The 22854-nt window shown below is 66.2% G+C and carries 16 protein-coding genes; all 16 read left to right on the forward strand.

Features of this window, described 5'->3' with window-relative positions; translation table 11 throughout:
* The first annotated feature begins 33 nt into the window (after positions 1-33).
* The 16 genes from ACQ7JA_RS20730 (at position 34) to ACQ7JA_RS20805 (ending at position 22852) form a co-directional block, all read left to right on the forward strand.
* Entirely contained in the window at positions 34-672 is a 639-nt protein-coding gene (locus ACQ7JA_RS20730; RefSeq protein WP_430901229.1) for an outer membrane protein assembly factor BamE, read from the forward strand.
* Between the two features lie 4 nt (positions 673-676).
* Positions 677-1486 carry a 4-hydroxy-tetrahydrodipicolinate reductase gene (gene dapB / locus ACQ7JA_RS20735; RefSeq protein ID WP_430901231.1) on the forward strand — a complete coding sequence of 270 codons (810 nt, stop codon included), beginning with the start codon at positions 677-679 and terminating at the stop codon, positions 1484-1486.
* 2 nt (positions 1487-1488) lie between these two features.
* Positions 1489-1815, forward strand: a complete 327-nt coding sequence (locus ACQ7JA_RS20740) for a barstar family protein (protein WP_430901301.1) — start codon at positions 1489-1491, stop codon at positions 1813-1815.
* 111 nt (positions 1816-1926) lie between these two features.
* Entirely contained in the window at positions 1927-4569 is a 2643-nt protein-coding gene (gene leuS / locus ACQ7JA_RS20745) for a leucine--tRNA ligase (protein WP_430901233.1), read from the forward strand.
* A gap of 3 nt (positions 4570-4572) precedes the next feature.
* Positions 4573-5082 (forward strand): LPS assembly lipoprotein LptE, encoded by a 510-nt coding sequence (lptE, locus tag ACQ7JA_RS20750; protein ID WP_430901235.1) that lies wholly within the window; start codon positions 4573-4575, stop codon positions 5080-5082.
* A gap of 12 nt (positions 5083-5094) precedes the next feature.
* Positions 5095-6108 carry a DNA polymerase III subunit delta gene (gene holA, locus ACQ7JA_RS20755; protein WP_430901237.1) on the forward strand — a complete coding sequence of 338 codons (1014 nt, stop codon included), beginning with the start codon at positions 5095-5097 and terminating at the stop codon, positions 6106-6108.
* 139 nt (positions 6109-6247) lie between these two features.
* Positions 6248-7513, forward strand: a complete 1266-nt coding sequence (locus ACQ7JA_RS20760; protein ID WP_430901303.1) for a glutamate-5-semialdehyde dehydrogenase — start codon at positions 6248-6250, stop codon at positions 7511-7513.
* A 24-nt stretch (positions 7514-7537) separates the two neighbouring features.
* Entirely contained in the window at positions 7538-7951 is a 414-nt protein-coding gene (locus ACQ7JA_RS20765; RefSeq protein WP_430901239.1) for a CopD family protein, read from the forward strand.
* Positions 7952-8034: 83 nt separating this feature from the next.
* A complete protein-coding gene (locus ACQ7JA_RS20770) occupies positions 8035-9240 on the forward strand; it encodes a THUMP domain-containing class I SAM-dependent RNA methyltransferase (RefSeq protein ID WP_430901241.1) in 1206 nt (401 codons plus the stop codon).
* A 6-nt stretch (positions 9241-9246) separates the two neighbouring features.
* Positions 9247-10536 (forward strand): multidrug effflux MFS transporter, encoded by a 1290-nt coding sequence (locus ACQ7JA_RS20775; protein ID WP_430901243.1) that lies wholly within the window; start codon positions 9247-9249, stop codon positions 10534-10536.
* A 360-nt stretch (positions 10537-10896) separates the two neighbouring features.
* Complete coding sequence (locus ACQ7JA_RS20780; protein WP_430901245.1) at positions 10897-13062, forward strand: HDOD domain-containing protein; 2166 nt, start codon at positions 10897-10899, stop codon at positions 13060-13062.
* A gap of 4 nt (positions 13063-13066) precedes the next feature.
* On the forward strand, positions 13067-15283 hold the full coding sequence (locus ACQ7JA_RS20785; protein WP_430901247.1) for an EAL domain-containing response regulator: 2217 nt from the start codon (positions 13067-13069) through the stop codon (positions 15281-15283).
* Between the two features lie 18 nt (positions 15284-15301).
* The gene (locus ACQ7JA_RS20790; RefSeq protein ID WP_430901249.1) at positions 15302-16852 is read left to right on the forward strand and encodes an SEL1-like repeat protein; all 1551 of its coding nucleotides are present in this window, start codon (positions 15302-15304) and stop codon (positions 16850-16852) included.
* 276 nt (positions 16853-17128) lie between these two features.
* Positions 17129-19891: a M16 family metallopeptidase gene (locus ACQ7JA_RS20795; protein ID WP_430901251.1), complete on the forward strand. Its 2763-nt coding sequence runs from the start codon at positions 17129-17131 to the stop codon at positions 19889-19891.
* Positions 19892-20126: 235 nt separating this feature from the next.
* On the forward strand, positions 20127-21356 hold the full coding sequence (locus ACQ7JA_RS20800) for a putative DNA modification/repair radical SAM protein (protein ID WP_430901253.1): 1230 nt from the start codon (positions 20127-20129) through the stop codon (positions 21354-21356).
* Positions 21353-22852: a UdgX family uracil-DNA binding protein gene (locus ACQ7JA_RS20805; protein ID WP_430901255.1), complete on the forward strand. Its 1500-nt coding sequence runs from the start codon at positions 21353-21355 to the stop codon at positions 22850-22852. Before ACQ7JA_RS20800 ends, ACQ7JA_RS20805 begins: the two co-directional genes overlap by 4 nt.
* Positions 22853-22854 lie beyond the last annotated feature (2 nt).

A 22854-nucleotide genomic window follows, 5' to 3' on the forward strand; every position in this document is an offset into this window, starting at 1 on the left:
TGGAGCTCCCGCTCAAACGTTTTGAGGTTACCTATGCATGTCAAACAAGCCGTCCTCCGTCGCGGTTTCCAGAAACGGGCAGCCATCGCCGCTGGTCTCGCGTGCGTCCTGACCCTGTCCGGCTGCGCCGCCTGGCGCAACCAGACCCGTCCCGCGCCGCCGGCGAGCACCGACCCGGCCGTCCAGGCCGCCGCCGCCGAGAAAGCGGCCGCCGCCGCGAATGCGGGCGCCCAGACCGTCAAGGCGACCAAGCTGCAGAAGTTCTTCTGGATCTTCTCGCCCTACCGCCCCGACATCCAGCAGGGTAACTTCGTATCCCAGGAAATGCTGGAACAGCTGAAGGTCGGCCAGACCCGCGAGCAGGTGCGCTTCCTGCTCGGTTCGCCGCTGCTGACCGATGTCTTCCACGCCGACCGCTGGGACTTCCCCTTCTACCTCGCACGCGGCGACGGCGAGCTGACCACCAGCCGCGTCACCATCTACTTCAAGGACGACAAGGTCGAGCGCTTCGAAGGCGGTAACCTGCCGAGCGAGCGCGACTACATCGAACGCATCGCCGGTCCGATCCGCGGCAGCAAGCAGTCGACCCTGCCGCCGAAGGCGCCCGAGCGCGGCCCGGTGACGATCGATGCCAGCAGCAACAACCCGGCCCCGAACGGGAACAGGAACTGAGGGCATGAGTACTTTGCGTATCGCCGTCGCCGGCGCCAGCGGCCGCATGGGCCGCATGCTGGTCGAAGCCATCACGAACGCGCCCGACGCCATCCTGGCCGGCGCCCTCGACCGCGCCGGCTCGCCCTCCATCGGCCAGGATGCCGGCGCCTTCGCCGGCCAGCCGACCGGCGTCATCATCCAGTCCGACTTCGCGGCCGCCCTGAAGGATGCCGACGTCCTGATCGACTTCACCCGTCCGGAAGGCACGCTCGAGCACCTGGCATACTGCGCGGCCAACAATGTGCAGCTGGTGATCGGCACCACCGGTTTCGATGAGGCCGGCAAGGCCGCCATCCGCGCGGCCGGCGAGAAGGTTGGCATCGTGTTCGCCCCGAACATGAGCGTGGGCGTGAACGTCACCCTCAAGCTGCTCGAAATGGCGGCGAAGAGCTTCAGCGAAGGCTACGACATCGAGATCGTCGAGGCGCACCACCGCCACAAGGTCGACGCACCGTCCGGCACCGCGCTCAAGATGGGCGAAGTCATCGCCGACGCAATCGGCCGCGACCTGAAGGAATGCGCCGTCTATGGCCGCGAAGGCGTGACCGGCGAGCGCGACCCCTCGACCATCGGCTTCGCCACCGTGCGCGGCGGCGACGTGGTGGGCGACCACACCGTCATGTTCCTCGGCACGGGCGAGCGCATCGAGATCAGCCACAAGTCCAGCAGCCGCGTCACCTACGCCCACGGCGCCCTGCGCGCCGCGCGCTTCCTGGCCGGCAAACCGAACGGCCTGTTCGGCATGGACGACGTGCTGGGCCTGAAGGCTTGATGATGGCGTCCGTGCAACTGAACGGCGCCGCGATCGTCGACGAAGCCAGCTTCCACGCCGAATCGCGGCGCGCCTTCGGTTTCCCGGAGAGCTATGCCGATTCGATCGACGCCTGGGTGGACTGCATGAGCTACCTGCGCGACGAGGAGAACATGACGAAATTCCAGCTCAAGCCGAACGAGGTGCTGGAGATCGTCGTGCTGGAGGCCGAGAAGGTGAAGGCCGCCGTGCCCGATCTGCTGGAAGAGATCAGCTTCTGCGTGGGCGGCATCAACGAGCGCTACGAGGATTACGGCGAACAGCCGGCCCTGAAGCTGACGCTGCGCTAGCGTGGTGCGGCGCTGTTTTCGACCGCCATCCTGCACGGCAGGCATGGCGGTTTTTCATTTTTGCATTGCAGTATAATGTCCGGTTCCACCCTCATTACGTCTGCAGAAATCATGCAAGAAAAATATAGTCCAGCCGAAGTCGAACAGGCCGCCCAGGCCTACTGGAAGTCGATCGACGCCTACAAGGCCGTCGAACACGACCCGCGTTTCCCGAAAGGCAAGTATTACGCCTGCTCGATGCTGCCTTACCCGTCGGGCAAGCTGCACATGGGTCACGTGCGCAACTATACGATCAATGACGTGATGTACCGCTACCTGCGGATGAACGGCTACAACGTGCTGATGCCGATGGGCTGGGACGCCTTCGGCATGCCGGCCGAGAACGCGGCGATGGCGAACAACGTGCCGCCGGCCGAGTGGACCTACTCGAACATCGCGCACATGCGCGGGCAGATGGAATCGATGGGCCTGGCCATCGACTGGTCGCGCGAGATGACCGCCTGCAAGCCGGAATACTACAAGTGGAACCAGTGGATGTTCCTCAAGATGCTGGAAAAAGGCATCATCTACCAGAAGACCGGCACCGTGAACTGGGACCCGGTGGACCAGACCGTGCTGGCGAACGAACAGGTGGTGGATGGCCGCGGCTGGCGTTCGGGCGCGCCGATCGAGAAGCGCGAAATCCCGATGTACTACGTGCGCATCACCGAGTACGCGGACGAGCTGCTGGACTACGTGGACAACAAGCTGCCGGGCTGGCCGGAGCGCGTGCGCATCATGCAGGCCAACTGGATCGGCAAGTCGACCGGCGTGCGCTTCGCCTTCCCGCACCAGATCGCCGATGCCTCGGGTGAACTCATCAACGACGGCAAACTCTACGTCTTCACCACCCGCGCCGACACCATCATGGGCGTGACCTTCTGCGCCGTGGCGGCCGAGCACCCGCTGGCCCAGCTCGCGGCGCAGAACAACCCGGAACTGCAGTCCTTCATCGCCGAGTGCAAGCTGGGTTCCGTCATCGAAGCCGACATGGCGACGATGGAGAAGAAGGGCATGCCCACGGGCTTGAACGTCACCCACCCGGTCACCGGCGAACAGATCCCGGTCTGGGTCGGCAACTACGTCCTCATGACCTACGGCGACGGCGCCGTGATGGGCGTGCCGGCGCACGACGAGCGCGACTTCGGCTTCGCCACCAAATACGGCCTGCCGATCAAACAGGTGGTCGCCGTCGAAGGCCAGACCTTCTCGCTGGAAGGCTGGCAGGAGTGGTACGGCGACAAGGAGCAGGGCACCACCATCAACTCCGGCAAGTACGACGGCCTCGATTACATCGCTGCGGTGAATGCCGTGGCGGGCGACCTGGCCGCCCAGGGCCTGGGCGACAAGAAAGTCACCTTCCGCCTGCGCGACTGGGGCATCTCGCGCCAGCGCTACTGGGGCACCCCGATCCCGATGATCCACTGCGGCGACTGCGGCGCGGTGCCGGTGCCGGAAGCCGACCTGCCGGTCGTGCTGCCCGAGCACCTGGTCCCGGACGGCAGCGGCAACCCGCTGAACAAGGACGAAGCCTTCCTGGCCTGCACCTGCCCGAAGTGCGGCAAGCCGGCGCGCCGCGAGACCGACACGATGGACACCTTCATCGATTCGTCCTGGTACTACATGCGCTATACCTCGCCGGGCTCGAACGACAAGATGGTCGACGAGCGCAATGACTACTGGATGCCGATGGACCAGTACATCGGCGGCATCGAGCACGCCGTCATGCACCTGCTGTACGCGCGCTTCTGGACCAAGGTGATGCGCGACTTCGGCCTGCTCAAGTTCGACGAGCCTTTCGTCAACCTGCTGACCCAGGGCATGGTGCTGAACGAGACCTACTACCGCGAGGACGCCTCCGGCAAGAAGACCTGGTTCAACCCGGCCGACGTTGAGCTGACCTTCGACGACAAGGGCCGCCCGCACAGCGCCGTCCTGAAGTCGGACGGCCAACCCGTGAACATCGGCGGCACCGAGAAGATGTCGAAGTCGAAGAACAACGGCATCGACCCGGCAGCCCAGATCGAGCAGTACGGCGCGGATACCGCACGCCTGTTCACCATGTTCGCCTCGCCGCCGGAACAGACCCTGGAATGGTCGAACAGCGGCGTCGAAGGCGCGAGCCGCTTCCTGCGCCGAGTCTGGGCCTATGGCTATGCGCAGCGCGAGCGTATCGCCAACGCCCTCAAAGGCCAGCAGCAAGGTGTGCTCGACGACGCCCAGAAAACCCTGCGCCGTGAAGTGCACAAGGTGCTGCAGCAGGCCGACTACGACCTGAAGCGCATCCAGTACAACACCGTGGTGTCGGCCTGCATGAAGATGCTCAACACGCTCGAATCCGCGAAGCTGGCCGAAGGTGTCGCGAGCGATGCCGTCATCGCCGAAGGCTTCTCGATCTTCCTGCGCCTCCTGAATCCGGTGGCGCCGCACATCACCCATGCGCTGTGGACCGACCTCGGTTACGCCGCCGTCTACGGCGACATCCTCAACGTGCAGTGGCCGGAAGTCGACGCCAGCGCGCTGGAACAGTCCGAGATCGAGATGATGATCCAGGTGAACGGCAAGCTGCGCGGCTCGGTCAAGGTGGCCAAGGACGCCGACAAGGCGAGCATCGAAGCCGCCGCGCTGGCCGAGGAATCGGTCCAGAAGTTCATCGAGGGCACGCCGAAGAAGGTCATCGTCGTCCCCGGTAAACTCGTCAACATCGTGGTGTAAGCGATGAAGACCACCGTGGTGCGAGCAGTAGCAAGCCTGCTGGTGGCTGCGAGCCTGACGGCTTGCGGCTTCCAGCTGCGCGGTTCGAGCGGCCAGTACAACATGCCCTTCCAGAGCATCTACCTGGCCTTCCCCGAGACCTCGCCGCTTGGGACGGAGCTCAAGCGCAACCTGCGCGCGGGCGATTCCGTGCGCATCGAGAACGATGCCTCGAAGGCGCAGGCCCTGTTCGACGTGCTGGGCGAGACGCGCGGCAAGTCGATCCTGTCCCTGAACAGCCTGGGCCGGGTGCGCGAGTACTCGCTCAGCTACACGCTGGTCTTCCGCGTGCGCGACGCCAACAACAAGGAATTGCTGGCGCCGACCGAGATCACCCTGCGCCGCAACATCGCCTTCGACGAATCGCAGGTGCTGGCCAAGGAATCGGAAGAAGCGCTGCTGTACCGCGACATGCAGTCCGACCTGGTGCAGCAGATCCTGCGCCGCCTGGCGGCCATCAAACCCGCGGCGTGAAGAGACTGAACGATGCAGCTGCGGCCTGAGGCCCTCGAGGGCCACCTGGCCAAGGGCCTCGCGCCCTTGTACGTGATCACCAGCGACGAGCACCTGCTCGCGCTGGAAGCGGCCGACCGCATCCGCAAGACGGCGCGGGCCCAGGGCTATACCGAGCGCGACGTGCTCACGGTCGAGCGCACCTTCAAGTGGGGCGAGCTGCTGGCCGCGAACCAGGCCATGTCCCTGTTCGGCGACAAGAAGCTGATCGAGCTGCGCATCCCGGGCGGCAAGCCGGGCAAGGACGGCAGCGCCGCGTTGCAGAGCTATGCCAAGGATCTCAGTCCGGACAACCTGACGCTCATCACCCTGCCCAAGCTGGACTGGCAGACGGCGAAAGCCTCGTGGGTGACGGCGCTGCAGCAGGCCGCGGTCTATATCGAGATCCCGAACGTGGAACGGGCCCAGCTGCCGGGCTGGATCGGCATGCGCCTCGGCGCGCAGCAGCAGAGCGCCGAACGCCAGAGCCTGGACTTCATCGCCGACCGCGTCGAGGGCAATCTGCTGGCGGCGCACCAGGAAATCCAGAAGCTGGGCCTCCTGTACGAACCGGGCAAGCTGAGTTTCGAGCAGGTGCACGATGCGGTATTGAACGTGGCGCGCTACGATGTGTTCAAGCTGTCGGAAGCCATGCTGGCCGGGGACGCGGCGCGGCTGGCGCGCATGCTCGACGGCCTGAAAGGGGAGGGCGAGGCCCTGCCCCTGGTTCTGTGGGCCGTCAGTGAAGAAATCCGCACGCTGCTAAAATTGAAATCCGGGATGGCGCAGGGCCGGCCGCTGGGCGCGCTGCTGAAGGAATACCGCATCTGGGGCCCGCGCGAGCGCATGATGGAGCCGGCTGTGCGGCGCGTGTCGATCGCCACGCTGGAGGCCGCGCTGCAGGAGGCGGCGCAGGTGGACCGCATGGTCAAGGGCCTGCGCGCGAAGGCGTTTGCGGGCGACGCGTGGGATGCGATGCTGCAGCTGGCGCTCCGGGTCGCCCGGTAACGGTCGCATACCGCGATACCGTAGGGTGGACGGCTTCGCCGTCCGCGCGTTCAAATCACGCGAGCGGGTCTGCGGGCCTGGTTTGAACGCGCGGTCGGCAGAGCCGACCACCCTACGAAATCAACGACAGGGCTACATGATGGATATCACCGAATACATGCACGCGATGGGCCGCAAGGCGCGGGCCGCTTCGCGCGCGATGGCGCGCGCCGACGGCGCGACGCGCAACCGTGCGCTGCTGCTGATTGCCGACGCCATCGAACGCGAGGCCGATGCCTTGCGCGCCGCGAACCGGCAGGACATGGAAGCCGCCCGCGCCGGCGGCCTGGAACCGGCCCTGCTCGACCGCCTCGCCTTGTCCGACAGCGCCATCGAGACCATGGTCGAAGGCCTGCGCCAGATCGTCACCCTGCCGGACCCGGTCGGCGAAATCACGAACATGAAATCGCGCCCCAGCGGCATCCAGGTCGGCCAGATGCGCGTGCCCCTGGGCGTGATCGGCATCATCTATGAGGCGCGCCCGAACGTGACGGTCGACGCGGCCGGCCTGTGCATCAAGAGCGGCAACGCGGCCATCCTGCGCGGCGGCTCGGAAGCCATCCACTGCAATCGCGCGCTGGCCAAACTCGTGAGCGAGGGTTTGCAGGGCGCCGGCCTGCCGCTGGACGCCGTGCAGGTGGTCGACACCACCGACCGTGCGGCGGTGGGGGCCTTGATCACCATGCCGCAGTACGTGGACGTGATCGTCCCGCGCGGCGGCAAGGGTCTCATCGCGCGCCTGATGGAAGAATCGACGGTCCCGATGATCAAGCACCTGGACGGCATCTGCCACGTCTACATCGACGACAAGGCGGATCTCGCCAAGGCGCTGCCGGTGGCCTTCAACGCCAAGTGCCACCGCTACGGCACCTGCAACACGATGGAGACCCTCCTGGTCGCCCGTTCGATCGCCCCGACCGTGCTGCCGCAGCTGGCCACCCTGTATGCGGAAAAGCAGGTCGAGCTGCGCGCCGACCGCGAGGCGCATGCGATCCTGGCCGGCTACCCGTATCTGAAGGAAGCGACCGAACAGGACTGGGCCGCCGAATACCTGGCGCCGATCCTGGCGATCCGCGTCGTCGAGGGGCTGGACGCGGCGATCGACCACATCAACACCTGGTCCTCGAAGCACACCGAGTCCATCGTCACCGAAGACTACAGCGCCGCGCTGCGCTTCCTGCGCGAAGTCGACTCCGCCTCGGTGATGGTGAACGCCTCGACCCGCTTCGCCGACGGCTTCGAATACGGCCTGGGCGCCGAGATCGGCATCTCGAACGACAAGCTGCACGCGCGCGGGCCGGTCGGGCTGGAAGGACTCACCTCGCTGAAGTACGTCGTGTTCGGTCACGGCGAAATCCGTCAATAACAATAACGAATAAAAAAGGCACGCATGTACCTCTGGATCAAGGCCCTGCACATCGTCTTCATCGCCTCCTGGTTTGCCGGGCTGTTCTACCTGCCGCGCATCTACGTGAACCTGGCGCAGGAAAGCAATCCTGCCGTCGTGGAGCGCCTGCTGGGCATGGCGCGCCGGCTGCTGCGCTTCACCACCATCCTGGCCGTGCCGGCCCTGCTGCTGGGCATCTGGCTGTGGCTGGGCTACGGCATCCGGGGCGGCTGGCTGCACGCGAAACTGGCGCTGGTGATCCTGGTGATCGGCTACCATCATGCCTGCGGCTCGCTCCTGAAAAAGTTCGAAGCAGGGCAGAACAAGCGCAGCCACAAGTGGTTCCGCTACTTCAATGAAGTGCCGGTCCTGCTGCTGCTGGCGATCGTCATCCTGGTCGTCGTCAAGCCTTTTTGAACAGCATCACTTGCAATTGAAGCCGCCGGTGCGGACCGGCGGCGTGTAACGATTTATTAATCAACGGACAAAGGGTACTCCTCATGGCCTCCTACTTTTGCCCATGCCCGCGCGGCATGGAAGCGGCGCTTGCCGAAGAACTCGGCGAAATCGCCCAACACAGCACCACGATGCGGGTGCACAACCAGGTGCCGGGCGGTGTACACTGCTCCGGCTCGATGACGGACGCCTACCGCATCAACCTGCACTCGCGCATCGCTTCCCGTGTGCTGATGCGCATGGGCCAGCGCAGCTACAACAACGAAAACGACATCTACGACCTGGTGCTCGAGCAGCCCTGGGAAGACTGGTTCGGCGTCAACCACACCATCCGCGTGGACGTGACGGCGGTGAAGTCGCCGCTGAAGAGCCTCGAATTCACCACGCTCAAGATCAAGGACGCCGTCTGCGACCGCTTCCGCGACCAGTTCAACAAGCGCCCCTCGGTCAACACCCGCGAGCCGGACATGCGCATCGTCGGTTTCCTCGACCAGCGCAACTTCATCATCTACCTCGACACCTCGGGCGAGGCCCTGTTCAAGCGCGGCTGGCGCGAAGAGACCGGTGACGCGCCGCTGCGCGAAAACCTGGCCGCCGGCATGCTGCGCGTGGCGGGCTGGAAGCCGGGCGTGCCGCTGTTCGACCCGATGTGCGGCTCCGGCACCATCCTCGTCGAAGCAGCGCAAATGGTGCAGGGCATCCCGCCGGGCGCGCGCCGCCGCTTCGCCTTCGAGAAGTTTGCCGATTTCGACCGCGAGGCCTGGGCCGCACTGAAGGCCGAGATCAAGCCGAACCCGATTCCTGCCGAGCCGACCATCTTCGGTTCCGACATCTCGGGCGACATGGTCGCGATGACGCGCCATAACCTGAAGGTGGCCGGCGTCCTGTTCGAGGTGCCCCTGAAGCAGATCGAGGCCCAGCACGTCTCGCCGCCGACGAAAGAACCGGGCATCCTGCTGACCAATCCTCCCTACGGCGAACGTATCGGCGTGCGCGGCGACTCGACGGTGCCGCAGGACGAGATGGCGGTGTCCTTCTACTCGGCGCTGGGCACCACGCTCAAGCAGCGCTTCGCCGGCTGGACGGTGTTCCTGTTCACGGCGGACCTGCAGCTGCCCAAGCTCCTGCGCCTGAAGGAAGCGCGCAAGACTCCCTTCTTCAACGGCGCGCTCGAATGCCGCCTGTTCCGCTTCGATATGGTGGCCGGTTTCAACCGCCGCGAAGAAGCGAAACCCAAACAGGAACAATAAACAACGATGCTGCCGCCGAGCGAACCCGACGACCTGCCCAAGGACCCGGTCACGCCGGTTCCTCTGCCAACGCCCCACAAGGTCGCGATGCTGTCCGCCGGCGGCCTGGCCACCCTGCTGGCCATGCTGTCGATGCTGGGGCCCTTCTCGATCGACGCCTACCTGCCGGCCTTCCCGCAGATCCGCGCCGACCTCGCCGCGACGCCGCTCGAAGTCCAGCAGACCCTGACCGCCTATATGCTGGCCTTCGCCGGGATGTCGCTGTGGCACGGCGCGCTGTCGGACGCCTTCGGCCGGCGCAACGTGGTGCTCATCGCCCTGGTGGTGTTCGCGATCGGCACCTTCGGCTGCGCGGCCGCGAATTCCGTGCATTATCTGTGGGTGTTCCGCATCATGCAGGGCGTCTCCGCAGGTGCGGGCGTGGTGGTGGGTCGCGCCATCATCCGCGACCTGTATTCGGATGCGGCGGCGGCGCGCCTGCTGTCGATGGTGACGATGATCTTCTCGATCGCGCCGGCGCTGGCGCCGGTGCTGGGCGGCTGGATCGTCACCTTCTTCGACTGGCGCGCGATCTTCCTGGCCCTGTGCATCTACACCGTGGGCCTGGGCTGGTTCTCCTGGAAGCACCTGCCCGAGACCGTGCCAAAGGAAAAGCGCCAGCCCTTCAATCCGCGCTTCCTGGCGCAGAGCTACGGCGCGATCTTCGGCTCCTTCCTCTTCCACATGAAGGCGGGCGTGGTGGCGCTGAACTTCGCCGGCCTCTTCCTCTACATTGCCTCGGCGCCGGTGATGCTGCCCGAGCACCTTGAGCTGGGCCCCTCGCAGTTCGCCTGGCTCTTCGTGCCGACCGTGAGCGGCATCTTCCTGGGCGCGCTGGCGGCCAACCGCATGGCGGGCAAACTCACTTTCGCGCGCCAGATCCGCGTCGGCTTCTTCTTCATGCTGGGTGCGGTCACCTTCAACGTGGCGTACCACAGCTTCCTGCCGCCCGCGCTGCCCTGGAGCGTGCTGCACATGTTCTTCTTCACCTTCGGCAGCTCGATCATCGCGCCGGGCGCCACCTTGATGGCGCTCGACCTGTTCCCGCACATCCGCGGCACGGTGGCCTCCTGCCAGTCTTTCGTCACGACGCTGGCCGGCGCCATCGTCGCCGGCGTGGTGTCGCCGATGCTGTCGCATTCGGTGCTGTCGCTGGCGCTGGGCCAGGCCGGCTTTACCCTGCTGTCGATCGCCCTGTGGGCGACGGCGCGCCGCTACCGGCGCGGCCAGATCCGCGAGGGCAAGCAGCTGCCCTGAAACACCCTCGTTTCGAATGAAGGCCCGGTCTTGCGCCGGGCGCAGGTCTGGCGACTCGCCAGCCCTGCTTTTTGAATGAAATATTCTTTCAAATATACATACAAATCGGTATATTATTTCACCCGCTCTGACGAGGGCCGTTTTCGCTCCTACTATTAGAGCGGCCTCTCGGCAACACTTTTAATCGAAAGTATTGTTCCCGATCAGAAATGTCTATATGCTAAGATAAGTTTTTCGTGCCCAGAACAAACATGTCAACCTCGTTCTGTTTGTACGATCGACAGGCTGGACATTGTGGCAACCCGTCCTGGGAAGCTTTGGACAAACCTCGCAACCTCGTAAAGCGGCCGCTTTGAGATCATGCAACAATCGGATCAGGACATCCGCAATCGTTTATTGATTGCCAGACTGCCGGCCATGCCGCAGATCCTCGTGCGTCTGATCGAGCACTTGCAGGCCGACGACCTCGGGATGCCCGAACTCGCTTCCCTGATCTCCAAGGACGCCGGCATGACCGGCAAGCTGCTCGCGGTCGCCAACAGCTCCGCCTACCAGCGCCACCACCGCAACGTCAATCTCGAGCAGTCCCTGGTCGCCCTCGGCACCGACATGATCAAGACGCTGGTCATCAGCGACTCGGTGTTCCAGACCTTTAACAACTTCCCGCATTCGGGCAGCACCGACCTGCGCGCCTTCTGGAAGAATTCCCTGGCCGGCGCCGTGATCGCGAAAGAGGTCGCGCGCCTGGTCGAGTACCCGCACCTGGAAGAAGCCTATCTCGCGGGCCTGCTGCACAACGTCGGCCGCCTGGCCTTGCTCGCCACCGCGCCGAAAGAGTACGCCTACAACTTCACCGCGCGCGACGACGAAGACCTGTGCGCGGTCGAGCAGCGCACCCTGCAGATCACCCACGCCGAAGCGGGCGCCTGGCTGATCGAACGCTGGCAGCTCGATTCCTTCCTGGCCGACGCGGTGCTCTACCACCACGAGCCGAGCGACCGCCTGGAATCGGCCCATCCCCTGATCCGCATCGTGCGCCTGGCCCACGTGCTGTCCAGCCACCCCCAGGACGAGGCGGCCGTGCTGGACGCGGCCAAGCTGTGCGGCATCGACGCCGGGCAGATCGGCCAGCTGCTCGAGGGCGCGTCGCGCCAGGTCGACAAGGCCGCCGCCCACCTCGGCATTGACCTCGCCGGCGCCGACGATATCCCGGCCCCACCGGCCTATGCGCCGCCCACCCTTGACCCGGTGCAGCAGCGCCTGTCGGAAGAAGTGCGCAATATGGTGCTGGTCTCGGAAGTGGGCCAGAGCTTCGCGCGCCAGCAGGGAGAATCGGGCCTGCTGGAAGCGATGACGCGCTCGGCGCGCATCCTCTTCGACTTCGGCAACGCCGTCGTCCTGCTGGAAAATCCGACCGGCCACGCCCTGGTGGGCGCGCCGACCCAGGGCAGCCAGCGCATCGCCGAATTCGCCGTGCCGCTCGCGAAAGGCGGCCCGATCGCCAAGAGCGCGCTGGAGCGCCGTCCGGCCTTCATCCAGCGCGAGGTCCATGACGGCGAGCCGCTCGGCCTGGCCGAGGAACAGCTGCTGCGCATGCTCGGCACCGACAGCCTGGTCTGCGTGCCCCTGGTCGCCGGTGCGCGCTGCCTCGGCGTGCTGATCGGCGGTATCGCCGCCTGGCAGATCCCGTACTGCCAGCGCCGCGAGCGCTTCATGCAGTCCTTCGGCGCCCAGGCCGCGGCCGCACTGGAAACCATGCTGGCCGAACGCGGCCATGCGCGCCGCCAGCTCGCCCACGTGGCCGAGGAATACCGCGAGGCCTCGCGCCGCGTGGTGCACGAGGTGAACAATCCGCTGTCGATCATCAAGAACTACCTGAGTGTCCTCGACAGCAAGCTGGCGCGCCAGGAACCGGTGACGAGCGAGATGTCGATCCTGAACGAAGAGATCGACCGCGTCGGCCAGCTGGTCGGCAGCCTGGCCGACCTCAAGCCAGTGGATAACGGCCCGCGCCCGACCGACGTGGCCAAGGTGGTGGACGAAGTGCAGCGCCTGTTCCGCAGCACCGGCTTCGTCCCGGGCACGGTCGACATCGCGGTCACCATGCACGAGGAGGCGACCCGCATCGAGGGCGACGCCGACGTGCTCAAGCAGATCCTGGTCAACCTGGTGAAGAACGCCATCGAGGCGCTCGGCAATACGGGTGGACGCATCGAGATCGTCAACCGCGGCCACGTGAACCGCGAGCGCCAGCTCTACCTGGAGCTGGTGGTCAGCGACAACGGCCCCGGCCTGTCGCGCGACGTGCTGGCCCACCTGTTCTCGCCGGTGAAGAGCACCAAGGACGGCGCGCATCATGGCCTCGGCCTGTCGATCGTGCACAGCCTGGTCAAGAAGCTGGGCGGCCACATCGCCTGCCGCAGCGGCCGCAGCGGCACTGCATTCGAAATTCTCCTGCCGGCATGGACCGGATCCGGCGCCGGCACTGCCGTGGCGCTGCCGGCCCGCGCGCTTGGCTCAGCTTAACGTCATGATGAACCCGCACAACGCCATGCTTGCCGGCGAACCCGCACCGTTTTCTCCCACGCTCGACCTCGACAGCCAGCCGCGCCTGCTGCTGGTGGACGACGAGCCGCGCCTGCTGTCGTCGCTGTACGAGCTGCTGAAGGGCCGCGGCTACTCCCTGACCACCGCGAGTTCCGGCAGCGAGGCGCTGGCCCACCTGTCGCGCCTGCGCTTCGACCTGGTCCTGCTCGACCTGCGCCTGCCCGACATCGGCGGCCACGAGATCATGGACTTCATCAACGAGAAGGGCATCAATGCCGACGTGATCGTGATGAGCGGCGAGGTCGGCATCGACGCGGCCATCGGCGCCCTGAAGCGCGGCGCCTACGACTACCTGCGCAAGCCCTATGCGCGCGAGGAACTGCTGGCGACGGTCGCCAACGCCCTGAAGGGCCGCCGCCTGGCGCTGGAAAACCAGCGCATGGCGACCCAGCTGGAAAACTCCGAGAAGATGTACCGCTACCTGGTGGACTCGTCGCCGGACATCATCTACACGCTGAACCACGAAGGCCGCTTCACGTTTGTCAACGACCGCGCCTACCAGCTGCTGGGCTACACGCGCGACGAGCTGCTCGGCCAGCACTATTCCATCCTCGTGCACGAGGAAGACCTGGAGCGCGCGCGCTACGTCTTCAACGAGCGCCGCGTCGACGAACGCGCCTCGCGCAACGTCGAGCTGCGCCTGAAGTGCCGCGGCGGGAACAGCCAGGACCGCACCTTCAACACCACCCTGATGACGATCTCGCTGAACGCGATCGGCATGCACGTGCCGGACCAGGAGGTGAGGAAGCTCGAGTTCTTCGGCACCTATGGCGTGGCGCGCGACATCACCGACCGCAAGCGCGCGGAAGAGGTGATCTCCTACCAGGCCTACCACGACATCCTGACCGACCTGCCGAACCGCATCCTGTTCAAGGACCGCCTCGGTCTGGCGGTGATCCAGGCCAAGCGCAAGCAGACGGAATTGGCGGTGATGTTCATCGACCTGGACCGCTTCAAGCTGGTCAACGACACCTTAGGGCACGTGAAGGGCGACGAGCTGCTGCAGCTGGCCGCGACCCGCCTGAAGGCCTGCCTGCGCAAGGGCGACACCCTGGCGCGCCAGGGCGGCGATGAATTTACCATCGTGCTGCCCGAGCTGCGCGACCGCGACGACGCGCGCATCATCGCCGACAAATTCCTCGAGACCCTGCAGGAACCCTTCGACCTGGACGGCCACGAAGTGCACATCTCGGCCTCGATCGGCATCGCGATCTACCCGACCGACGGCGAATCGATCGACGAGCTGCTGCGCCACGCCGACATCGCCATGTACCAGGTCAAGGCCCAGGGCAAGAACGGCCACAGCTTCTACCATACCTCGATGCTGGACGTGTCGCACCAGAAGATCGCTCTCGAGCAGGCGCTGCGCCGCGCGCTCGAGCAGGACGAGCTGGAGATGTACTACCAGCCGCAGATCGATGCGCTCACTGGCCGCATCGTCGGCGCCGAAGCCCTGATGCGCTGGAACCACCCGACCCGCGGCCTCCTGTCGGCCGGCGAGTTCCTGCCCTTCGCCGAAGAGAACGGCCTGATGCTGCCGATCTCGGACTGGATGATCGGCGCCCTGTGCCGCGACATGCTGCAGTGGAATGCCACCGGCACCGACCACGTGCGCCTGTCGCTGAACCTGTCGCCGCAATACCTGGACCGCGGCGACTTCTTCGAGAAGATGCGCAATGCCCTGGTGCGCTACGGGATCGCCCCGAGCCAGATCGAAGTCGAGATCACCGAGAACATCTGCATCCGCAATCCGCAGTACGCGATCGAGCAGCTCAACAAACTGTGCCAGCTCGGCGTGTCGGTCGCGATCGACGACTTCGGCACCGGCTATTCTTCGCTGTCCTACCTGCACCGCTTCCCGATCCACACCGTGAAGATCGACCAGTCCTTCGTGAAAGAGATCCACGAGGAGGGCGGCCACTACCCCGTCATCCTGGCGATCATCTCGATCGCGCGCGGCCTGGGCCTGAACCTGATCGCGGAAGGCGTGGAGACCGAGGAACAGGCGCGCTACCTGCGCTCGAACGGGTGCATGACGATGCAGGGCTATCTGTACTACCGCCCGATCCCGCTGTCCGAATTCATGAAGGCGCTGCGCACCCAGCCGACCCTGTTCGGCCTGCGCGCAGTGCAGGCGTAAGCCGGCCAAGCCAACGCCATGCTCGACATCCCGGCCCAGCCCAGCGAAGGCGAAGAACGCCATACGGCTGAATACCTGCGCGTGAAGGGCATGGCCGAGCGCGGCGTGCCCACGGCCCAGCACAGCCTGGGCTTCATGTACGCCAGCGGCCAGGGCGTGGCCCGCAACGACGAGATGGCGGTGGCGTGGTACCGCATGGCCGCGGCCAGCGGCCTGGAACTGGCCCAGTACAACCTCGGCGTGATGTACCAGAAAGGCCAGGGCGTGGGCCAGGACTACGGCCAGGCCGCCTACTGGTACCAGCGCGCGGCAAGCCAGGGCTATGCGCCGGCCCAGTACAACCTCGGCTGGCTGTATGCGAAAGGGCAGGGCGTGCCGAACGACGTGGGGCAGGCCCTGCACTGGTTCAGCCAGGCCGCCGAACAGGGAGAGCCCGGCGCCCAGCACAACCTGGGCATGATGTACGAGACCGGCAAGGGCGTGCCGCAGGACTTCGACCTGGCCGCCAGCTGGTACCGCCGCGCGGCCGAGCAGGGCTATGCGCGCTCGCAGTTCAGCCTCGCCCTGCGGAGCGGCGGCGAAGCGGCCGTGGACTGGTTCCGCCAGGCCGCCGAGCAGGGCTATGCGCCGGCCCAGTTCAACCTCGGCCTGCGCTACGACAAGGGCCAGGACGTCCCCCAGGACAGCCTGCGCGCCATCCTCTGGTACGAACGCGCCGCAAGCCAGGGCCACGCCAGCTCGCAGTTCAACCTGGCCCTGATCCACGACAGCGGCCACGGCGTGCCGCGCAACGAAACCCTGGCCCTGGAATGGTTCCGCCGCGCCGCCGAGCAGGGCCATGCCGGCGCCCAGGACACCCTCGGCCTGCGCTACGAGCATGGCCAGGGCGTCGAACGCGACCCGGCGCAAGCCGCACACTGGTACCGCGAGGCGGCCGAGCAGGGCATGCCCTCGGCCCAGTACCACCTGGCCCAGCTGATCGATGCCGGGATCAGCTCGGGCGTGCAGGGCGATGCGGAAGAGGCGGTGCGCTGGTACCGCAAGGCCGCCGAGCAGGGCCACCTGCGCGCCCAGTTCGACCTTGGCCTGCGTTTTGAGGCCGGCATCGGCGTGGCGCGCGACGAGACCCAGGCGCTCGACTGGTACCGGCGCGCGGCGAACCAGGACTATGCGCCGGCCCAGTACATGGTCGGCATCCTGATCGACCGCATGGAACACGGCAACCCGATGGAAGCCACCGACTGGTTCCACAAGGCCGCCGACCAGGGCCACGCCCTGGCCCAGTTCGAGCTGGGCCTGCGCCACGACTGCGGCAAGGGCATCGAGCGCGATTACGAAGCGGCCCACTTCTGGTACCTGTGCGCCGCGCGCCAGGGCCATGCGCGCGCCCAGTTCAACCTCGGCGTGATGTATTCGGCCGGCCAGGGCGTGCAGCGCGACCTGGTGCAGGCCTATGCCTGGCTGCAGCGCGCCGGCGGCGCCGGCGTGGCCGCGGCTTCCGGCTACCTCAAGAAGATCGCCGCGCGCATGGAGCCGCAGCTGCTGGCGCAGGCGCAAAACTTCGTGTGACTTTTCTGCGTCCTTACAGCTGTCGTAGGGTGGGCAATCCTTTGCCCACGCGTTCAAATATCAGGGGCGTCGCCTCGTTGCCTCTGTGAGTTGAACGCGTGGGCGGAGGACCGCCCACCCTACGCAAACCTGGAAACAATATCGCAACAAAGCGCAGGGCAAAGCACCTAGCGCCGGCGCATCCTTTCGGGTAGGGTGAATGGCTGTGCCGGCCGCGCCATCGAGCAGCGCAAGCGTGGACGGGACGTACATACAACAACCAGTCCACGAGACGCCATGAAAAAACTCGCCATCCCTATGCTGCTGGGCCTCGCCTTCGCAGCGCTGCCCGCGCATGCCGCCCCCGCCGCCAAGTCCGCCACCGCGTCGACCTTCGACCGCAAGGCCTACAGCATCGATCATAAAAAATTCGTGCTGCCCAACGGCCTGACCCTGCTGGTCCACACCGACCACAGCGTGCCCGTCGTCGGCGTGAACATGTGGTACCACGTCGGTTCGCGCAACGAGAAGCGCGGCAAGACCGGCTTCGCCCACCTGTTCGAGCACTTCTTCTTCAACGGTTCCGAAAACTACCCGCACGGCTTCCGCGAAGCGATGGACGACCTGGGCGCGAACAACCGCAACGGCACCACCAACACCGACCGCACCAACTTCTTCGAAGACGTGCCGGTGTCGGCGCTGGAGCGCACCCTGTTCCTGGAATCGGACCGCATGGGCTTCCTGGGCAACTACATCTCGAAGGAGATGCTGGAGCGCGAGCGCGGCGTGGTGTCGAACGAGAAGCGCCAGGGCGAGAACCAGCCCTATGGCCGCGTGCGCATGGAAATCTCCGCCAAGATGTACCCGTACTCGCACCCCTACTCGTGGTCGACGATCGGCTACATGGAAGACCTGCAGGCCGCCTCGCTGGAGGACATCAAGGAGTGGTACCGCACCTACTACGGCCCGAACAACGCGGTGATCTCGCTGGCCGGCGACATCACGCCGGAGCGCGCCTATGAACTCGTCAACAAGTACTTCGGCGCGATCCCGCCGGGCCCGCCGCTGCCGCGTACCGAGAAGTGGATTCCCCAGCTCGACCGCAACATCCGCGACGAGATGGAAGACCACGTGCCCCAGGTGCGCATCTATCGCAGCTGGCACGTCTCCTCGTGGAAGGATGACGACACCCAGCGCCTGAACCTGCTGGCCGGCGTGCTGGCCGGTTCGAAGAGCGCACGCCTGGACAAGCGCCTGGTGTACGAAAAGGGCCTGGCCACCAGCGTCAGCGCGGGCGTGAACGACGCGGAACTGAGCGGCACCTTCACCATGACCGCCACCGTCAAGCAGGGCGCCGATCCGATGGAAGTCGAGCGCGAGATGGAGCGCGTGCTGGCCGAGCTGCTGGAAAAAGGCCCGACCGAAGCTGAACTCAAGCGTGTGAAGACCAGCGACCTGGCCGGCTTCGCGCGCAGCGTGGAGCGCCTGGGCGGCATGGGCGGCCGTTCCGACGTGCTGGCCGAAAGCGAGACCTACGGCGGCAAGCCGGACGCCTACCTCGACCGCCTCGAGCTGTTCGCCACCAGCACCCCGCAAGACGTCAAGGCTGCCGCCAACCGCTGGCTGCGCGCCAACCACTACACCATGACCGTGCGTCCTTCGGCCAAGCTGGCGGCGACCAAGTCGACCATCGACCGCAAGAAGCTGCCGGCCCTGGGCGACGCGCCGGACGTGAAGTTCCCGGCCCTGCAGCGCGGCCAGCTGAAGAACGGCTTGAAGGTCGTGCTGCTCGAGCGCCACACCGCGCCGATCGTCAACGTCTCGCTGGCGGTCGACGCCGGCGCGGCGTCCGACACGGCCGCCAAGGCGGGCGCCGCTTCGCTGGCGCTGGACCTGCTGGACAAGGGCACCAAGTCGCGTGACGCCTTCGCCCTGTCGGACGCGCTGGAAAATCTCGGCGCGCGCCTGACCACCGGTACCGGCCAGGACCAGTCCCTGGTGCGCCTGCAGGCCACCAGCGCCAACCTGGCGCCGTCACTGAACCTGATGGCCGAAGCGGCGCTGGCGCCGAGCTTCCCGCAAGACCAGTTCGCGCTCGCGAAGACCCGCCGCATCGCCGGCATCGGCCAGGAAAAGGCCCAGCCGAACAGCCTGGCCCTGCGCCTGGTCCCGGCGGTCCTGTACGGCCCGGAACACGCCTACGGCAAACCGGCCTCCGGCTTCGAAGGCAGCGTCCAGTCGATCACCCGCGACGACCTCGCCGCATGGCACGCCACCTGGTTCAAGCCGGGCAGCGCCACCATCGTCGTGGCCGGCGACACCACCATGGAGAAGCTCCTGCCGATGCTGGAAGCGAGCTTCGGCAAGTGGCAGCAGGGACAAGCTCCCGCCAAGAAGATGAGCACCGTGCCTGCGACCCAGGGCAAGCGCCTGATCCTGGTCGACAAGCCGGACGCGCCGCAGTCGACCATCGTCGCGACCCACGTCTCGCAAGTCCAGGGCCAGCCCGAAGACCTGGCGATGGAGCCGGTCATGATGAACTTCGGCGGCATGGCGACCTCGCGCCTGAACCGCAACCTGCGCCTGGACAAGCACTGGAGCTACGGCACCCAGGCCCGCCTGACCGACGTCCGCGGCCAGCGTCCCTTCTACATCATCGCGCCGGTCCAGACCGACAAGACGGTCGAAGCGATGCGTGAAGTGCAGAAGGAGCTGCGCGGCGTGGCCGGCGAACGTCCGCTGGTCGGCGCCGAGTACGAGAGCATCATGCGCAACATGACCGCGCGCCTGCCGGGCCGCTTCTCCACCCTCGCCGCGCTGGAAGCGGCCGGGCTGGAAACCGTGAACCTGGGCCTGGCCGACGACTACTGGAACAAGTATGCGTCGAATGTGCGCGCCCTGAGCCCGGAGCAGCTGGGCGCCGCGTCGTCGAAGTTCATCAAGCCGGATGAGGCGGTGTGGATCGTGATCGGCGACCTGCGCAAGATCGAGGCGGGTGTGCGTTCGCTGGGCTGGGGGACGGTGAGCGTGGTGGATGCGGACGGCAAGCCGATCCGCTGATCTGGCAGTTGTAGGGTGGGCGGATTCCGCCCACACGGTCAACGAACGGATTCGAGCCACGGAGCGGGCCATGAGACGTGATTCGAACGCGTGGGCAGAATCTGCCCACCCTACCAGGACCTGAACCGCCTCATCAGGAACATGCCCCGCCTTTGAACCGCACACAGTTGACCCCGCTCACCTGTGCATACGCGCGCGATAGTATACTGTATGCCCATACAGTTCACCTCTCGCGATGGAACTTACCGACAAGCTAGAAATCCTGGCCGACGCCGCGAAATACGACGCGTCCTGCGCCAGCAGTGGCGCGCCGAAACGTAGTTCCGAAGACAAGGACGGCTTCGGCGCCACCACCGGCATGGGCATCTGCCACAGCTACACGCCCGACGGCCGCTGCGTGTCGCTGCTGAAGATCCTGCTCACCAATTTCTGTATCTACGACTGCCAGTACTGCATCAACCGCCGCTCGTCCAACGTGCCGCGCGCCCGATTCTCGGTGGAAGAGGTGGTCAAGCTCACGCATGATTTCTACGTGCGCAACTACATCGACGGACTGTTCCTGAGCTCGGGCATCATCCAGTCAGCCGACTACACGATGGAGCAGCTGGTGGCCGTGGCGCGCCAGCTGCGTGAAGTCCATAAATTCCGCGGCTACATCCATCTCAAGACCATCCCTGATGCCGATCCGCTGCTCATCGAGGAAGCGGGCCGCTGGGCCGACCGCCTGTCCGTCAACATCGAGCTGCCCACCCACGACAGCGTGAGCCGCCTCGCGCCGGAAAAAAACGTCCACACCATCAAGCTCGCGATGGGCTCGATCCGCCGCAAGCTGGACGAAAAGGCGGAAGAACCGAAGGCGCCGAACTTCGCGCCGGCCGGGCAGAGCACCCAGATGATCGTCGGCGCCGACAGCAGCGACGACCACACCATCCTGAACACCGCCGAGACGCTCTACGGCAGCTATAAACTCAAGCGCGTCTACTACTCGGCCTTCAGCCCCATCCCGCAGAGCCCGAAGAGCGTGCCCCTGGCGCCACCGCCGCTGCTGCGCGAGCACCGCCTCTACCAGGCCGACTTCCTGCTGCGCGGCTACGGCTTCACGGCGGGCGAGCTGATGCCGACGTCCGGCAACCTGGCGCTCGACGTCGACCCCAAGCTGGGCTGGGCATTGAGTAACCGCGAGCATTTCCCGCTCGACCTGAACCGCGCCGACGAGACCATGATTGCGCGCGTGCCCGGCATCGGCATCCGCAATGCAAAGCGCATCGTCGAGCTGCGCCGCATCCGCCGTATCCGCTGGGAAGACCTGTCGCGCCTGCGCTGCAGCATGAAGAAGCTGGCTCCCTTCATCGTCACCGCCGACTACAAGCCGGCTGACGGAGCCGCCAGTTCCCACATCCTGCGGCGTCACCTGGCCGACGCGCCCGAGCAGATGAACCTGTGGCCGGAACTGCAGGCGGCATGAATCCCGACGCCGCCAGCGCCGCCGGCGCTGCCGCGAACGGCGGCGCCTTCCTCGCGGTGAACAGCTTCGCCGAATGGCGCGAGGCGGCGCGCGAGCTGCTGCGCGCCGGCGTGCCGCCCGAGGCGGTGACGTGGACCAGGCCGGGCGCCGACGACCTGTTCTCGGGTGCGACGCCGAGCGCCGGGCCGCCCGATAGTGCAGCCATCCCATCCAGTCAAACGAAAGCGGCGCCGCACCTGCCACGCTCGCTGATGGAGATGCTGCAGCGCGCCGCCTGCTTCCGCGACCCGGACCGCTGGGCCTTCCTCTACCGCGTGGTGTGGCGCTGGACCCAGGGCGAGCATGACGTGCAGTCGCCCGCCGACCCGGACGGCGGACGCCTGCACGCCATGGTGAAGGCGGTGCGTCGCGAGGAGCACGACATGCATGCCTACATCCGATTCCGCGAGCGGCCCGTGGATGCCGGCCCGCCGCGCTTCGTGGCCTGGTTCGAGCCGCGCCACGACGTCCTGCCCCAGGTGGCCGAACATTTCGTCGCCCGCATGGGCAAGGTGAGCTGGATGATCGCCACGCCCGAGGCCAGCGTCCTGTGGGACGGCGCCACGCTGCACAACACCGGCCCCCTGATGTCGAGCGCGGCGGATCTCGACGATGCCGGCGAGGCGCTCTGGCTCACCTACTACCGCAGCATCTTCAACCCGGCGCGCGTGAACGCCCAGCTGATGCAGAGCCACATCCCGGCGCGCTTCTGGAAGAACCTCCCGGAAGGCGCCATCGTGCCGTCGCTCGTGAGCCAGGCCGAACTCGGCGCACGCAAGATCGGACAGGTACAGGCGGTCGGCGCCAAGCGCGGGGCGACGACGATCCCGATCTCGGCGGAGAAGGCCCAGCCGGAGCGCGAGCAGCCTTCCAAGCTCGACGAATGCCGGCGCTGCGAGCTGTGGCAGTACGCCACCCAGGCCGTGCCGGGGGAAGGATCGAAACGCGCGCCCATCATGATCGTCGGCGAGCAGCCCGGCGACCAGGAAGACCTGGCCGGCAAGCCCTTCGTCGGCCCGGCCGGCAAGCTGCTCGACCAGGTCTTCGCCCAGGCCGGGGTGGATCGCAAGACCATCTACCTGACCAACGCGGTCAAGCACTTCAAGTGGGAGCCGCGCGGCAAGCGCCGCCTGCACAAGACCCCGGTGCAGCGCGAGATCGAAGCCTGCCACTACTGGCTCGAGAAGGAACTCGCCGCGGTCAAGCCGAAGGTCATCGTGGCGATGGGCGCCACGGCCCTGAAGTCCGTCATGCGCAAGGGCACGGTCGCATTGAAGGACTTCCTCGGCAAGCCGGTGCGCGTCGACGGCTGCTGGGTGGTCACCATCTACCACCCGTCCTATGTCCTGCGGGTGCCCGACGAATCGTCCAAGCACGAAGCGTTTTCCGTCATGGTCAAGGGCCTGAAGCTGGCGCACGAGCTGCTCGAGCGGCCCGATCTTCCGGACCCGGCGTGATG

Source organism: Massilia sp. BKSP1R2A-1 (assembly GCF_050586525.1).
Classification (GTDB): Bacteria; Pseudomonadota; Gammaproteobacteria; order Burkholderiales; family Burkholderiaceae_D; genus Telluria.

Bases quoted from the DNA above. Each gene is read 5' to 3' on its own strand.
- ACQ7JA_RS20730 (WP_430901229.1), top strand. From the start codon at position 34: ATGCATGTCAAACAAGCCGTCCTCCGTCGCGGTTTCCAGAAACGGGCA.
- ACQ7JA_RS20770 (WP_430901241.1), top strand. From the start codon at position 8,035: ATGGCCTCCTACTTTTGCCCATGCCCGCGCGGCATGGAAGCGGCGCTT.
- ACQ7JA_RS20790 (WP_430901249.1), top strand. From the start codon at position 15,302: ATGCTCGACATCCCGGCCCAGCCCAGCGAAGGCGAAGAACGCCATACG.
- ACQ7JA_RS20785 (WP_430901247.1), top strand. From the start codon at position 13,067: ATGATGAACCCGCACAACGCCATGCTTGCCGGCGAACCCGCACCGTTT.
- ACQ7JA_RS20760 (WP_430901303.1), top strand. From the start codon at position 6,248: ATGGATATCACCGAATACATGCACGCGATGGGCCGCAAGGCGCGGGCC.
- ACQ7JA_RS20805 (WP_430901255.1), top strand. From the start codon at position 21,353: ATGAATCCCGACGCCGCCAGCGCCGCCGGCGCTGCCGCGAACGGCGGC.
- ACQ7JA_RS20775 (WP_430901243.1), top strand. From the start codon at position 9,247: ATGCTGCCGCCGAGCGAACCCGACGACCTGCCCAAGGACCCGGTCACG.
- ACQ7JA_RS20800 (WP_430901253.1), top strand. From the start codon at position 20,127: ATGGAACTTACCGACAAGCTAGAAATCCTGGCCGACGCCGCGAAATAC.
- ACQ7JA_RS20780 (WP_430901245.1), top strand. From the start codon at position 10,897: ATGCAACAATCGGATCAGGACATCCGCAATCGTTTATTGATTGCCAGA.
- ACQ7JA_RS20795 (WP_430901251.1), top strand. From the start codon at position 17,129: ATGAAAAAACTCGCCATCCCTATGCTGCTGGGCCTCGCCTTCGCAGCG.
- leuS (WP_430901233.1), top strand. From the start codon at position 1,927: ATGCAAGAAAAATATAGTCCAGCCGAAGTCGAACAGGCCGCCCAGGCC.
- ACQ7JA_RS20740 (WP_430901301.1), top strand. From the start codon at position 1,489: ATGGCGTCCGTGCAACTGAACGGCGCCGCGATCGTCGACGAAGCCAGC.
- ACQ7JA_RS20765 (WP_430901239.1), top strand. From the start codon at position 7,538: ATGTACCTCTGGATCAAGGCCCTGCACATCGTCTTCATCGCCTCCTGG.
- holA (WP_430901237.1), top strand. From the start codon at position 5,095: ATGCAGCTGCGGCCTGAGGCCCTCGAGGGCCACCTGGCCAAGGGCCTC.
- lptE (WP_430901235.1), top strand. From the start codon at position 4,573: ATGAAGACCACCGTGGTGCGAGCAGTAGCAAGCCTGCTGGTGGCTGCG.
- dapB (WP_430901231.1), top strand. From the start codon at position 677: ATGAGTACTTTGCGTATCGCCGTCGCCGGCGCCAGCGGCCGCATGGGC.